At 54.9% G+C, this 12,975-nt stretch carries 13 protein-coding genes; 6 read left to right on the forward strand and 7 right to left on the reverse strand.

All coding sequences use genetic code 11. The features are described 5' to 3' along the window. Nucleotides 1-13 precede the first annotated feature (13 nt). Nucleotides 14-919 carry a GntR family transcriptional regulator gene (locus IMQ33_RS21230; protein ID WP_021805171.1) on the forward strand — a complete coding sequence of 302 codons (906 nt, stop codon included), beginning with the start codon at nt 14-16 and terminating at the stop codon, nt 917-919. Between the two features lie 210 nt (nt 920-1,129). Continuing rightward, complete coding sequence (locus IMQ33_RS21235; protein ID WP_024527456.1) at nt 1,130-2,488, forward strand: MFS transporter; 1,359 nt, start codon at nt 1,130-1,132, stop codon at nt 2,486-2,488. 36 nt (nt 2,489-2,524) lie between these two features. Here the strand turns inward: IMQ33_RS21235 and trpS are convergent, their stop codons facing one another. From trpS to IMQ33_RS21255, 4 genes are all read right to left on the reverse strand, one after another. Further along, the gene (gene trpS / locus IMQ33_RS21240) at nt 2,525-3,532 is read right to left on the reverse strand and encodes a tryptophan--tRNA ligase (RefSeq protein ID WP_046808111.1); all 1,008 of its coding nucleotides are present in this window, start codon (nt 3,530-3,532) and stop codon (nt 2,525-2,527) included. A 204-nt stretch (nt 3,533-3,736) separates the two neighbouring features. Beyond that, entirely contained in the window at nt 3,737-4,264 is a 528-nt protein-coding gene (locus IMQ33_RS21245) for a cysteine hydrolase family protein (protein ID WP_196061977.1), read from the reverse strand. Nucleotides 4,265-4,310: 46 nt separating this feature from the next. Then, nucleotides 4,311-5,414 (reverse strand): suppressor of fused domain protein, encoded by a 1,104-nt coding sequence (locus IMQ33_RS21250; protein WP_196061978.1) that lies wholly within the window; start codon nt 5,412-5,414, stop codon nt 4,311-4,313. 126 nt (nt 5,415-5,540) lie between these two features. Beyond that, nucleotides 5,541-6,425 carry an oxygenase MpaB family protein gene (locus tag IMQ33_RS21255; protein ID WP_161711840.1) on the reverse strand — a complete coding sequence of 295 codons (885 nt, stop codon included), beginning with the start codon at nt 6,423-6,425 and terminating at the stop codon, nt 5,541-5,543. Nucleotides 6,426-6,532: 107 nt separating this feature from the next. On the opposite strand from IMQ33_RS21255, the gene IMQ33_RS21260 reads away from it, so the two are divergent. Then, nucleotides 6,533-6,976, forward strand: coding sequence for an acetyltransferase (locus IMQ33_RS21260; RefSeq protein WP_196061979.1), 444 nt, complete (start codon nt 6,533-6,535; stop codon nt 6,974-6,976). Nucleotides 6,977-7,023: 47 nt separating this feature from the next. On the opposite strand, the gene IMQ33_RS21265 is transcribed toward IMQ33_RS21260, so the two are convergent. Continuing rightward, nucleotides 7,024-7,671 (reverse strand): TetR/AcrR family transcriptional regulator, encoded by a 648-nt coding sequence (locus IMQ33_RS21265; RefSeq protein WP_098928114.1) that lies wholly within the window; start codon nt 7,669-7,671, stop codon nt 7,024-7,026. A 430-nt stretch (nt 7,672-8,101) separates the two neighbouring features. On the opposite strand from IMQ33_RS21265, the gene IMQ33_RS21270 reads away from it, so the two are divergent. Next, nucleotides 8,102-8,359: a YdgH/BhsA/McbA-like domain containing protein gene (locus IMQ33_RS21270; RefSeq protein WP_024527443.1), complete on the forward strand. Its 258-nt coding sequence runs from the start codon at nt 8,102-8,104 to the stop codon at nt 8,357-8,359. A gap of 50 nt (nt 8,360-8,409) precedes the next feature. Here the strand turns inward: IMQ33_RS21270 and IMQ33_RS21275 are convergent, their stop codons facing one another. Further along, entirely contained in the window at nt 8,410-9,708 is a 1,299-nt protein-coding gene (locus IMQ33_RS21275) for an SLC13 family permease (RefSeq protein WP_186528619.1), read from the reverse strand. Between the two features lie 247 nt (nt 9,709-9,955). Here IMQ33_RS21275 and amyA point away from each other — a divergent pair, with 247 nt between their 5' ends. Both amyA and IMQ33_RS21285 read left to right on the forward strand, forming a co-directional pair. Further along, nucleotides 9,956-11,446, forward strand: coding sequence for an alpha-amylase (gene amyA, locus IMQ33_RS21280; protein WP_173409609.1), 1,491 nt, complete (start codon nt 9,956-9,958; stop codon nt 11,444-11,446). Nucleotides 11,447-11,569: 123 nt separating this feature from the next. Next, the gene (locus tag IMQ33_RS21285) at nt 11,570-12,421 is read left to right on the forward strand and encodes a PA4780 family RIO1-like protein kinase (RefSeq protein WP_065686797.1); all 852 of its coding nucleotides are present in this window, start codon (nt 11,570-11,572) and stop codon (nt 12,419-12,421) included. A 43-nt stretch (nt 12,422-12,464) separates the two neighbouring features. Here IMQ33_RS21285 and IMQ33_RS21290 read toward each other — a convergent pair whose 3' ends face one another. Beyond that, nucleotides 12,465-12,929 carry an isoprenylcysteine carboxylmethyltransferase family protein gene (locus tag IMQ33_RS21290; RefSeq protein ID WP_196061980.1) on the reverse strand — a complete coding sequence of 155 codons (465 nt, stop codon included), beginning with the start codon at nt 12,927-12,929 and terminating at the stop codon, nt 12,465-12,467. Between the last annotated feature and the right edge of the window lie 46 nt (nt 12,930-12,975).

Genomic DNA, 12,975 nt, shown 5'->3' on the forward strand with positions numbered 1-12,975 from the left:
ACAGAGGGATCTCATGAGCAGAACGCAAAACCTCCGCCAGAACGTGGTTAATCAGATGATCGACGGCATCATCAAGGGCCATATCCGCTCACCGCTGCCTTCCCAGGCTGGGCTGGCAGAAATGTATAACATCAGTCGCACCACGGTGCGCCACACGCTAACGCATTTGCATCAACGTGGGGTTCTGGAGAAGGTCAAGGATGATTATGTGATCCTGCGCATGCCGCTGGCAGAAGACGGCTTTGAATGCATGAGCCACTCGCTGGACGAGCAAGGCAAGCTGTTTGAGAAAGCGTTCTATCAGATGATTAACCAAAAGCAGCTGCGCGCGGGGGATTCATTCACCGAATTGCAGCTTTCACGCGCGGTTAACGTCAGCCCGGTAGTGGTGAGGGAATTCCTGCTGCGCTTCAGCCGCTTTGACCTTATCGACAACGTACGCCGCGGCCAATGGAGCATGAAAAAATTTGATCAGAACTATGCCGAGCAGTTGTTTGAACTCCGTCAAATGCTGGAAACCCACGCACTATCACGCTTTATCAACCTGCCCGCACAGGACAGCCGCTGGTTGCAGGCCAAAGAGCTGTTGAACCGCCATCGCGAGTTGCGCGACACCATCAGCGACAATTATCGGCTGTTCTCTCAGCTGGATCGTGACTTCCACACCCTGATCCTGTCGGCCGCCAACAATCCGTTTTTCAATCAGTCGCTGGAAATCATTTCGGTGATTTTTCACTTCCACTATCAATGGGATGAAACCGACCTGAAGCAAAGAAATATTATTGCGATTGAAGAGCATATGGCCATTTTAAGCGCCCTGATCTGCCGCAGCGATCAGGAGGCCGCCCGTGAGCTTCACCGCCATCTTGATACTGCAAAACAGTCGATGATCCGTTCCATCAAACAGGATGCCTGCTGATTTTTATTGATAAAAAACAGAGTGAAACGGGATTTAAAACCGATTAAAAACAGCAAAATCGTAACCGCCGCACGGAACCGGTTAAAAAAAGCACCATGAAACATTTTCGCCGCCTAGGCTCACTGCCGAAAGACATACCGTTGTTAACACCGAACCAGGGCCATGCCCCGGAAGAATAACTATTATTAATACGGAATATAGAGGCGAGTGATGGAAAAGATAACCACCGTGAGCACTGGTAAAGAACCGGCGGACAGTTATTCAGATAGCATTAATCCTATACCCAAAGGCGGCATAGCGGAGCGCTCTGCAAAAATTAAAAAAATCCAGACTACGGCAATGATCCTGTTATTTTTTGCTGCCGTGATTAATTTTCTCGATCGCAGTTCGCTGTCCGTCGCCAACTCCACCATTCGTGAAGAAATGGGGTTGAGCGGTACCGAGATCGGCCTGCTACTTTCCGCCTTTTCGCTGGCCTATGGGATTGCTCAATTACCCTGTGGACCGCTGCTGGATCGCAAAGGCCCGCGTATTATGCTGGGTCTGGGGATGTTTGTCTGGTCTGCGTTCCAGACGATGTCAGGCATGATCCACAACTTTACCCAGTTTATCTGGGTGCGTATCGGCCTGGGGATCGGCGAAGCCCCCATGAACCCTTGCGGCGTGAAAGTCATCAACGATTGGTTCAACATCAAAGATCGCGGTATGCCGATGGGGATCTTTAACTCGGCCTCCACCATCGGGTTAGCCATTAGCCCACCAATCCTCACCGCCATGATGCTGCTGTTAGGCTGGCGCGGGATGTTCATCACCATTGGTTTACTGGGCATTGCGTTGTCCATTGGTTGGTACATGCTGTATCGCAACCGTGAAGACATCAAACTCACCGAGCAGGAGCAAAGCTATCTCAACGCCGGTAGCGTGAGCGCACGCCGTGAACCGATGAACTTCAAGGAATGGCGATCGCTGTTCAAAAACCGCACCATGTGGGGGATGATGATCGGCTTTAGCGGCATCAACTACACCGCCTGGCTGTATCTGGCCTGGCTGCCGGGCTACCTGCAGACCACCTACCATCTGGATTTGAAAAGTACCGGTATGTTGGCGGCAATCCCGTTCCTGTTTGGTGCGGCGGGCATGCTGTCAAACGGCTTTGTCACCGACTTTCTGGTGCGTCGGGGCATGGCTCCGCTCAAGAGCCGTAAAATCTGTATCGTCGCTGGTATGCTGCTGTCCGCTGGTTTTACCTCCGTCGTGGCACAGGCTACCACCACCACCAGCGCGGTGGCATTAATCAGTATGGCGCTGTTCTGTATCCACTTTGCCGGTACTTCCTGCTGGGGGCTGATCCACGTGGCGGTCACATCCCGTATGACCGCCTCGGTGGGCAGCATTCAAAACTTTGCCAGCTTTGTGTTCGCTTCGTTTGCCCCGGTGATCACCGGCTGGATCCTGGATACCACCAACTCATTCAGCCTGGCACTGACCATTTGTTCCTGCGTTACCCTGATCGGGGCGCTGTCCTACGTGTTTATCGTCAAACACCCGATCACCGACAGCGCGGCCTGATCGCCAGATTTTCCCTCTCCAGCCGGAGAGGGAACCTCAATCCAGGGCAAAAAAATCCAGACCCAGCGCGGACTTGACCTGTGCCAAGGTGCCCTGAGTCACCTGATTGGCCCGCTGGCTGCCCTCTCTCAGGATACGCATCAGTTCGCCCTTATCGGCGCTGTACTCGGCACGCCGGGTGCGGATAGGCTCCAGCAGGGTTTGCAGACAATCCTCCAACAACCGTTTAATCTTCACGTCACCCAAACCGCCCTGACGATAGTGATCCTTCAACTGTGCCACCAGCGCCGCGTCCTCGCAAAACGCGTCCAGATAGGTGAATACCATATTGCCTTCCACCTGGCCGGGATCGCTGACGTTTAGGTGGTTGGGATCGGTAAACATGCTCATCACCGCCTTATGCACTTCGTCGGCGCTGGCCCCCAGCATGATGGTATTGCCGCGTGACTTGGACATCTTGCCCTGCCCATCTAGCCCCGGCAGCCGACCAACGCGGCTCAGCAACGGCTGGCACTCCACCAGCACCTCGCGATCGACGATGCGGTTAAAGCGCCGGACAATTTCATTGGTTTGCTCCAGCATCGGTAACTGATCTTCCCCAACCGGCACGTGAGTCGCCCCAAAAGCGGTGATATCCGCCGCCTGGCTGACCGGGTAAATCAGGAATCCGGCAGGCAGGCTGCGTGAAAAGTCTTTTTCGATGATTTCGCTTTTCACCGTAGGGTTACGTTCCAGGCGGGCAACGGTGACCAGATTGAGGTAATACATCGTCAATTCTGCCAGCGCCGGAAGCGCAGATTGCAGGCACAGCGTGGTCTTGGCAGGATCGATCCCCACCGCCAGATAGTCGGCCACCACGTTAAGCACGTTGGCACTGATTTTTTGTGGGTTGCTGCCGTTATCGGTCAGCCCTTGCAGATCGGCCACCATCACCGTTTGCTGATGATGATGCTGTAGCTCAACGCGCTGGCGCAGTGAACCGACGTAATGACCCAAATGCAGTGAACCGGTGGCGCGATCGCCAGTCAGAATGGTGTAACTCATAGCCTTGCTCCTGGAAGTATACAGACCGCCGGATCAACGCATATAAAAATGCCGCCAAAACCGGCGGCATTAAAAATGAGGGATGAATACCCGTGCCGCCCTTAGAAAAGGCGCCACCAGCTAAAACAAGATGTGAACTGCGGGAAGATATTCATTCAGCTACGTTACACTCCGCTCAGAACCGCGTCAAGAGCGACATCCGGCTCAGAAACTCACTTCGGCTGTAGGCACGGCGCGGATCGCTACACCAAAACTTTCGATACTCGACAAGGTGGCATTATGGTGAGTACGGATCTGTAGCCCACTGGCGTGGGGTTTGTCATGGCTGGTATGTGCATCTGCCGCCAGCACCACCGGGTAACCCAGGCCAGCGGCCCGGCGGGTGGTGGTATCGACGCAGTATTCCGTGGAATAGCCGCAGATCACCAGTTGTGTGACCCCTTCGGCAATCAGCAGCTTGCCCAGATTGGTGCGTAAAAAGGAATCCGGCGTGGTTTTATCAACCCGATGATCCCCTGCCTGCACCTGCAGCTCCGAATGGATCTGCCAGGCTGCACTGCCTGCTGGCAGCTCTTCATGAGCCGTCTGATGCTGAATAAAAATCACCGGTGCACCAGCCTGCCGGGCGCGTTCACTCAGTTGATTAATCCGCGTAAGCACATGCTCGGCCTCTGCCGGTGGGGGATTAAACAGGCCCTGCTGCACATCGATAACTAACAACGCTGACTTCATAGCTGGCTCCAAAAGCGATCGTTAAATAGACAGTACCTCGCCCTCGTTAAACGAGAGGCTGACGCGGGCGGAAGATATGATCGACACCCTGTTCACGAAGCATTTTAACCAAATCGTGACCACCGTTGGGCGTGGCCTGAGCCAATTCCCGCTCGGTGGCAAACACCGGGCTGGCCCAGAAAATATTCACCGTATCACCGTATTGTTTAGGCAATACCAAGTGCTCACTGTAGGGATAAAATGACGAAGAGAGTACATAGCCTTCATAGCCCTGCGGAGCCACCGCCGACGCCAGAGTATGCCCTTCGCCAAACCAGGTGATGTTCGCCCAAGGCACATGGGCAAATCCCGCTAACGCGCTGGCCATCTGCACCGCATTCTCTTCGGTCATATACTGGCCATCGATGGCGATTGCCATCTCCATCCGGCGGAACCTGGCGGCATCGTCGTTGAACAGAATCTCGACCCACGGCATTGGCCGGATGCTGGCCCCCATGGTCAGGAAATAGTAAACCCCGTCGCGCTCATGCTGGGTGATGGCCATCGGCGGCCATTTGCCCTGATCGATAGCGTAATACTTCACCGAAGGGCCAAAGTGTTGTTCGTACTGTGCCTGGTAATCGCTCTGCATTTTTGGCCAGGGATTACCCTCTTCCCGCTGCCAGCTACGCCAGAACTGCCGGGTATTTTCCGCCAGCGCATATTGCGTATTGGTGGATGCGGAGCCCAGCGGATAGGCCAATGGATTCTCTTTGATGCAGCTTGCCGAATAGCAGACCGAGTGATCGATGTATAAACTCCAGCCGGGGATCACTGCTAGCAGTTGCCCGTGATACCACAGGGCAGCCCCGTCGTCGCTTTCCGTCCAGATCACCATCAGCCCTGCGGGATCCAATGGCGCTTCGCCTTCCAGATTACGGCAATACTCGGCCGCCAACATTGGGGGAAGACCGGCTTCCATAGCGGCGCGATCTTCCTGCTGCGGAGCCGTAGCCAGGTTGCGCAGCCAACAGGCACGCACCTGAAAACGTTCACTGTACTCTTCCGTTGGGTAGATATAAAAATAGGCGGCCCGGCTATCTTGCTGAACCACCGCGACCAGCGTTTGATTCTCGTTATTCACTTCAGCAAGTACGTTTGACTCGTTCATATCACCTCAAGGGGTTGCTGGCGCACAAATAGGCTGTACGCTAAAAATAGAATATTTCTCTGGGCCAGTGTAGAACGCATCATCAATCGGGATCACGGGCAATAGTCTCAAAAGTGGCCGCGCTGGCTAACATTGCGCTGATGCGCTCTTATTCATGCGCCGCATCGCCCGATGGTAGGAGCCATTGCGTACCGAAGCGCGCAGCACTCTTCCAACGCCGCCAACGCCAATACGCACGCACCGCCGCCGGGTCGCTCCTGGGGTGAATCCCAACTGTTGCTGCGCCCAGTCCGGCAACAGATCGATCCCTGCCTGCATCACCAATGCGCCGAACGGCCGCGCCAGCGTGCTGGGAGCCGGGGCCGCCAGCAGAATGCGCGCCACTTCCAGCGTGCGTTCATCGCAGACCAACTGCGGGCGCATCTGTTGCAGATAATCGTCAACCGCCGCACAGGATTTTGGAACATCGCGCGCGCCCAAGGCTTCCGCGACGCGAGCCACTTCACGATAATAGGTATCTTGTTGAGCAAGGGACAGATGCGGATTACGGTAACGCAGGTGCGAGGCCAGGAAACGGCTGCTTTCGGCGACATGGACCCAGGTGAGCAGATGCGGATCGCTGGCGGCATAAGGCTGGCCGTTATTGTCGGTGCCGTTGACCTGTAAATGGATAGCTTTGACTTTGGCGATTAGGCGTTGCGCCTCTGCACTGGGGCCAAACGTGGTGACGGAGATAAACTGGCTGGTACGACGCAGGCGGCCCAGCATATCCTCGCGGAAGTTGGAATGATCCCACACGCCCGCCAAGGCCAACGGGTGCAGCATCTGCAACAGCAGCGCACTGACGCCGCCGCAAAGCATGGAGGTGAAGTCACCATGCACTTGCCAAGTGACAGACTGTGGGCCAAACAGCCCCGGATCGCCAGCCGGATTTTCAAAATCAATCCCGCCGAGTGCCAGCCCGGTCAGGCTGAGTACCTGTTTCTCTATCGCTGCGCGTATCACTTCCATCCCCCTGTCCACAACCTATGGCGCAGTTTATCATAGTGAGGGGCTGAGTCTGAGACTGCTCAACTCGCTATGTGGATAGCTAAAATGACAATAAATTGAGAATTTCGATGATAACGATAAGAACGCGTGTGGCTGCGGATAACGAGCAGCTAGTCGCAATCTGGCAGCGCTCGGTGCGCGCCACCCATCACTTCCTGGCCGAAGAGGATATTTCGCGCCTGTATCCGCTGATCCTCAACGACTATCTCCCGGCGGTCAGCGTCTGGGTTGCCGAAGATGCTGCGGGGCAGCTATGCGGTTTTATCGGCCTGGATGGCAACAAAGTGGAAATGCTGTTTATTGATGCCGATCGGCGTGGCGAAGGCATTGGCAAAGCCCTGCTGGCCGAGGTTGCGCCCATGCATCAAGAACTGCTGCTGGACGTCAACGAGCAGAATCCGCAGGCATTGGCGTTTTATCAGCATTACGGTTTTGTGGTGACGGGCCGCAGCGAGCTGGATGGCCAAGGCAAGCCTTTCCCATTACTGCATATGATGCTGACAGCGCGGTAAAAACTGGCCCCTTTCCCGCAATGAGAGAGGGGTTGTCTAGCGGCGGATCAAACTTTGTTGCCCACCTGGCTCAAACGCGGCCACACCATCATGGTGGTATCCAGCAGCCGCAGCAGATCTTCACGGCTGGCCCCTTCACGCGCCTGGGCGGACATGCCTTCAATCAGGCAAATAATGTATTTCGCCAACAACGCGGTATCGGTTCGCGCCAGCAACTCCCCTTGCTGCACCTTACGGTCAAAGCAGTCTTTCAGGCTGGTTTCCTGCGCAAAATGCTTGTTGCGCAACATCTCGGCCAGATCGTTTGAAGAGGAGGACAAGGCGGCGTTGGCACAAACCATAAAACAGCCGCTAGGGTTTTCCGGATCGGTAAATACCTCTGCCGAGGTGCGCAAATAAGCCTCGACGATATCGGCTATCGGTAACTCCTGGGCCAGCAGGCGGTTGTAACATTCCACGTAGCGGCTCAGATAGCGCTCAACTGCGGCGCGAAACAGCCCCTCTTTGTTGCCAAACTCCGCATACAACGTAGGTGCTTTAGCCCCGGTCGCTTCCACCAGATCGGCCAACGAGGTGGAGTCATAGCCATGGCGCCAGAACAGTTCAAGCGCCTGCTCAACGGCCTGATCGCGATCAAACTGCTTCGGCCTGCCGCGTGATTTCTTCGCGCATGCGTCTTCATTATTGATACTCATAGACCCCTCACTTTCCCGGTGGCCCAACGCGGGCACAATCATTAAATTATCGATCGGTACAAAAAATAGTACGCCGCCGATGATAAGCGAGCAACTTTTAATTAGCGATCGGTAAGCAATGCGGCCAATGGCGCCCCTGCCGGGCAGAAAATGGCGTTCAGTCCGGGTTGCGTCATGCTACAAGGTGACGACAAACTCGAGAAAATATGAGTAAATAAATTAAATAACAATAAGTTAATTAAAAAAACCACCCTGACAGTCCCTCTCCAGATCCCGTAGCTTGAGCGGAATAACACGAATTAATTAACGACCACTAAAAAAACATTTGCAATCGTTCGGGCAGAGGCCTAACATTAACTTATCGACCGTTAAGTAATTAAACGGGATAACACAAAAACTTTTATTGCTCATGTAGAGATAGGAAACCATTATGAAAAACCTGAAAATGACCCTCGCCGCCATCGCACTAGCTTCTGTATCTTTCGGTAGCTTCGCCGCAGATTTGGTCAGCAGCCAACCGGCCGATCTGCAACAATCAGGCGTGATCACCGTGAGTGGCGCTTCTGACCTGACATCGCTGGAAAATAAACTGGCGGCTAAAGCGGATGCAGCCGGCGCCAAATCCTTCCAGATCATCGCAACAACCGGCAGCAACAAACTGCACGGCACCGCGATTATCTATAACTAATCGTTAAACAGTTTTTGCAAAGAGGCGGCCTTGGTGCCGCCTTTTGCTTGTCAGCCAAACCAGCCCAATAACCCGAACCACAGATAATCCAACGGCACCAACAGCCCAAAGGTTAACAGGGCCAGCAGCAGACACAGTTTCAGTCCTTCACGCGGTGGAACTTTCCCCATCCCCATTGCCACCACAATCGGTGATGCCTGATACGGCAGCAGCGGCGTAGCATAGCCAATCACCTGCGTCATTAATACCGTGGTTAGCGGCAAGCCACTCCCCTCTGACAGAACCTGTGCCAGCGGCGTGAACAGCGCGGGTACGCCATTGGCCGTCACGACAAAATTCAACAGCGTCGTAATACCGATCACCATGCCAAAAGCGGTAAATGGCCGGTCCTGGGTTTGCGGTATGACGTTCAGCAACGCGCTGCCTAACCAGTCCCCCAACCCGGAATGGCTCACCAAAGCCGTCAACCCAAGGATCCCGGCCACATAGAGACAGGTGCGAATGTTGGCACCGGCAGCAAACTGCTCCCCCGTCAGGAAACCAATGCGCGGCAACAGGCAAACGCAGGCAGCAGTCAGCCCTACCCAGGCGGGAGCGATGCCGTGCCAGCTATCGGTGATCCACAACAGCACCGTGATCAGCAACAGCGCGATCAACCGCCATTCCGCCACGCTAAGTGGACTCTGCTCGGTGGTTTTTTCCACCGGCTGTGGTTTGGCACGGAATAGCCAGCAGATGCATAACGTCAGCAACGCGCCTTTCGCCAGGCCCAGGATCGGTGCATGCAGCAGCAGGTAAGCCAGATAGGTAAAGTGAATGCCATAGGCGCTTTCTGCCGCCCCGCTCATGACCAGATTAGGTACGTTGGCAGGCAGAATGCTGGCCGAAAGTTGGAAGGTGCCAAACCCCACCGCTAGCGCCAGGCCGTAGCGGCCACGTGATCCTTCCGCCAACCCGGCACGTTCGGCCAATGCCATGATGATCGGCATCAGCAGGGTAATACGCCCCATATTCGACGGCATGACAAAGGCCAGCGCATAGCTGATGGCTACCACACCGCCCACCAGCCGTGGCCAGGAACCGGCCAGTAGCGGCAGAATGCGGTTGGCCAGCCGATCGGCCAGCCCCGTAGAACGAATGGCCGTTCCCAGCACAAAGCCGCTCAATACCAGCCAGAATGCCGATGAGGCAAACCCGGAAAACACCACGGCCGTCGGCGCTAGCTGTAACACCATCACCGCAGCAAAAAACAGCAGCGCAACCAGATACTCCGGCAAACGCGACGTTGCCCATAAGGCGATCACCACCAAAGTCACCAGCGCGGAAATGCCCATCGGGTAATCCATCATCCCTACTCCCTGCTATAGTTAGTATTTTGTTATCAATTGGTTATATCTTCACATAACGGAAACGCCCGAACGGTGAAACGGCTCACAGTTCACGGGCGGCGGGCAAATCGGCCATACTCTCTCCGCGCCAAGAGGCTACTCTGCTTGCAGGCTAACGCTAGCTATTTTCCCTTTTGCCAAAAGTGGCCCATGCTTAGAGGGGTCTAGCATTTGGCACACGTTTACTGACGAATCGGGGTACTGACTGATGACGAAAAAGACCACGCTGTTACAGTTTTTCCATTGGTACTACCCGGATGGTGGCAGGCTATGGCAGGAGGTCACCGAACGTGCCCCCGCCCTGGCCGAGCTAGGTGTGACCGATCTATGGCTGCCACCAGCCTATAAAGGGGCTGCGGGTGGCTATTCGGTGGGGTATGACAGCTACGATCTGTTCGATCTGGGGGAGTTTGATCAAAAAGGCACCCGCGCCACCAAATATGGCGACAAAGAGGCGTTGACGCAGGCCGTTAATAGCCTGCGCGAGCATCAGATCCGGGTGATCTATGACGTGGTGTTCAACCACAAGATCGGCGCCGATGAAAAAGAGCAGGTGCACGTCTATAAGGTCGATGAAGATAACCGTAACGATATCGCAGAGGTTGGCCTTGACGCACTGGCCTACACTCGCTTTACCTTCCCAGGGCGGCAAGGGACCTATTCCGAATTTATCTGGGACTACACCTGCTTTAGCGGCGTCGATTATATCGAGCAACCGGATGACAAAGGCATCTTCAAAATTGCCAATGACTACGGCGAAGAGGGTTGGAACGATCAGGTTGACGACGAAAACGGCAACTTTGACTATTTGATGGGTGCCAACGTGGAGTTCCGTAACCAAGCCGTCGTTGAGGAGCTAAAATACTGGGCACGCTGGTTGATGGAAATCCTGCCTTGTGACGGGTTCCGGCTGGATGCCACCAAACATATCCCAGCCTGGTTCTTTAAAGACTGGGCAGATCACGTGCGCGATGCGGCACAGCGCGATCTGTTTATCGTGGCCGAATACTGGTCACACGATCTGGCGGCATTACAACAGTATTTAGCACTGGTCGATGGTAAGGTGATGCTGTTCGACGTACCGCTACAGCTGAAATTCCATCTGGCGTCAAAACAGGGCGATGGTTACGATATGTCACAGCTGTTTACCGATACGCTGGTCGCCGTCGATCCTGCCCATGCGGTAACCCTGGTGGCAAACCATGACACTCAGCCGTTGCAATCGCTCGAAGCGCCGGTCGAACCCTGGTTCAAACCGCTGGCCTACGCCCTGATCCTGCTGCGTGAACAAGGCGTTCCTTGCCTGTTTTACCCGGATCTGTACGGTGCCAGTTATAGCGATCAAGGCGATGATGGCCAGGAATACCAGATTGAAATGCCGGTGATTGCCGAACTGGAGAAACTGATCCAGGCGCGTCAACGCTTTGCCAACGGCGAACAACACGACTATTTTGACGACCCGCACTGCATCGCCTTCAGCCGCAGTGGCACTGCAGAGCAGCCGGGTTGCGTGGTGGTGATGACCAACGGGGCCGAAAGCAGTAAAACCGTCGCACTAGGCGAAAATTTTGCGCATAAATCCTGGCGTGACTTTCTCGGCAACCGCGAGGACGATATCATGACGGATGAGCACGGTAGCGCAGCCTTCCCGGTCAACGGCGGCAGCGTTAGCGTCTGGGTCATGGCCGAAGCAGAGTAAGGTCCTCCGGGGAGGCAATGTACCACCCCGGCGGCAAAACCCATTTTTGCCTTTTTGGTCTGATTTTTCATTAAGACCATAAGCAAATATTCACAGCGGAGCCTAAATAGGGTACAAGGCTGCATGAAAATTCCAAAACGACTCCAGCCATTGGTAGATGATGGTTTAATCGACGACGTCATCCGCCGTTTGAAAAGTGGCAAAGAAGCCGACGTATTTATCGTGCGTTGCGGTAAAGAGATCCGCTGCGCCAAAGTGTACAAAGAAGCCGATAAACGCAACTTCAAGCAGGCCGTGAACTACCAGGAAGGCCGCAAGGTGCGCAATAGCCGCGATGCACGCGCCATGAGTAAAGGTTCCAAATTTGGCCGCCAACAGCAGGAAGAGGCCTGGCAGAATACCGAAGTGGACGCGCTATACCTGCTGGCCAAGGCTGGCGTACGTGTGCCACAGCCGGATATCTGCCTGGACGGTGTATTGCTGATGGAGCTGATCACCGATGAAGAAGGTCTGGTAGCCCCACGCCTGAGTGACGTCACGTTAACACCGGAACAGGCGTTGAACGATCACGCCTTGATGATGAACTATGCCGTGCGCATGCTCTGTGTTGGGCTGGTTCACGGCGATTTGTCAGAGTTCAACGTGCTGATGGATAAAGACGGGCCGGTGATAATCGATCTGCCGCAGGTGGTAGATGCCGCCGCCAACAACCACGCCAAAAGCATGTTTGAACGCGATATCAACAATATGACTCACTACTACGGCCAGTATGCGCCGCAGCTGCTGGGCAGCAAGTATGCCAAAGAGATTTGGGCGCTGTACCAGGAAGGCAACCTGACCCCGGAGACAGAGCTGACCGGTAAGTTTGTTGAAACCAGCAAGCGGGCCGACGTTGACTCGGTGCTGGAGGAGATCCAGGCGGCCAGTGATGAGCACCAGCGGCAAATGATGGCGCGTAACGAAGAAGAAGATTGATATTCAGCATCAAAATTCCCCCTCACCCACAGGGTGAGGGGCCTCAAAGCCAACGCCTTACCTGGTCGCAAAACACCCGATAGTCTTGCCCAAAGTTGTCTCGTAGGAACGCCTCTTCACGCGGGATCTGCACGCGATCCAGGTAGGCAAAAAACAGCCCCCACCATATCCAGACGCCGATCCCTCCCAGAAATAGCCCCCAAGCCGCCAACAGCAGGATCTGCCCCAGATACACCGGATTACGGCTGAAACGGAAAACTCCGTTAACCAACAACGCGCTGACCCGCTGAAATTTTTGTGGATGTAGCGTGGTACCCGCCCGGTGAAAAGCATAACTGGCACTAAACATGATCGCCACGGAAGCCACCGCCAATACGCCAGCGGCCAAGAGAATAAGCAGGTTATCTTGCCAGCCCCCCTCGGTGAGCCAGCAGGTTGCCGCCATCCCAGCAGCACAAACTGCCATCACCACCGGCGGCAAAGCCAATCGTTGCAACCACGCTACCATTTTCCTGTTCCCTCTCGACCACACGATACTATTTGCGCTATAACAA

Origin of the sequence: Serratia sp. Res13-Sevr-LER1-36-b, assembly GCF_015673035.1 — a bacterium.
Lineage (GTDB): Bacteria > Pseudomonadota > Gammaproteobacteria > Enterobacterales > Enterobacteriaceae > Chania > Chania fonticola_C.

Excerpts from the sequence above, each read along its gene's own strand:
- IMQ33_RS21270 (WP_024527443.1), top strand. The coding sequence starts at position 8,102 with ATGAAAAACCTGAAAATGACCCTCGCCGCCATCGCACTAGCTTCTGTA.
- IMQ33_RS21290 (WP_196061980.1), bottom strand. The coding sequence starts at position 12,929 with ATGGTAGCGTGGTTGCAACGATTGGCTTTGCCGCCGGTGGTGATGGCA.
- IMQ33_RS21230 (WP_021805171.1), top strand. The coding sequence starts at position 14 with ATGAGCAGAACGCAAAACCTCCGCCAGAACGTGGTTAATCAGATGATC.
- IMQ33_RS21260 (WP_196061979.1), top strand. The coding sequence starts at position 6,533 with ATGATAACGATAAGAACGCGTGTGGCTGCGGATAACGAGCAGCTAGTC.
- IMQ33_RS21255 (WP_161711840.1), bottom strand. The coding sequence starts at position 6,425 with ATGGAAGTGATACGCGCAGCGATAGAGAAACAGGTACTCAGCCTGACC.
- IMQ33_RS21235 (WP_024527456.1), top strand. The coding sequence starts at position 1,130 with ATGGAAAAGATAACCACCGTGAGCACTGGTAAAGAACCGGCGGACAGT.
- IMQ33_RS21250 (WP_196061978.1), bottom strand. The coding sequence starts at position 5,414 with ATGAACGAGTCAAACGTACTTGCTGAAGTGAATAACGAGAATCAAACG.
- IMQ33_RS21285 (WP_065686797.1), top strand. The coding sequence starts at position 11,570 with ATGAAAATTCCAAAACGACTCCAGCCATTGGTAGATGATGGTTTAATC.
- IMQ33_RS21265 (WP_098928114.1), bottom strand. The coding sequence starts at position 7,671 with ATGAGTATCAATAATGAAGACGCATGCGCGAAGAAATCACGCGGCAGG.
- amyA (WP_173409609.1), top strand. The coding sequence starts at position 9,956 with ATGACGAAAAAGACCACGCTGTTACAGTTTTTCCATTGGTACTACCCG.
- trpS (WP_046808111.1), bottom strand. The coding sequence starts at position 3,532 with ATGAGTTACACCATTCTGACTGGCGATCGCGCCACCGGTTCACTGCAT.
- IMQ33_RS21245 (WP_196061977.1), bottom strand. The coding sequence starts at position 4,264 with ATGAAGTCAGCGTTGTTAGTTATCGATGTGCAGCAGGGCCTGTTTAAT.
- IMQ33_RS21275 (WP_186528619.1), bottom strand. The coding sequence starts at position 9,708 with ATGATGGATTACCCGATGGGCATTTCCGCGCTGGTGACTTTGGTGGTG.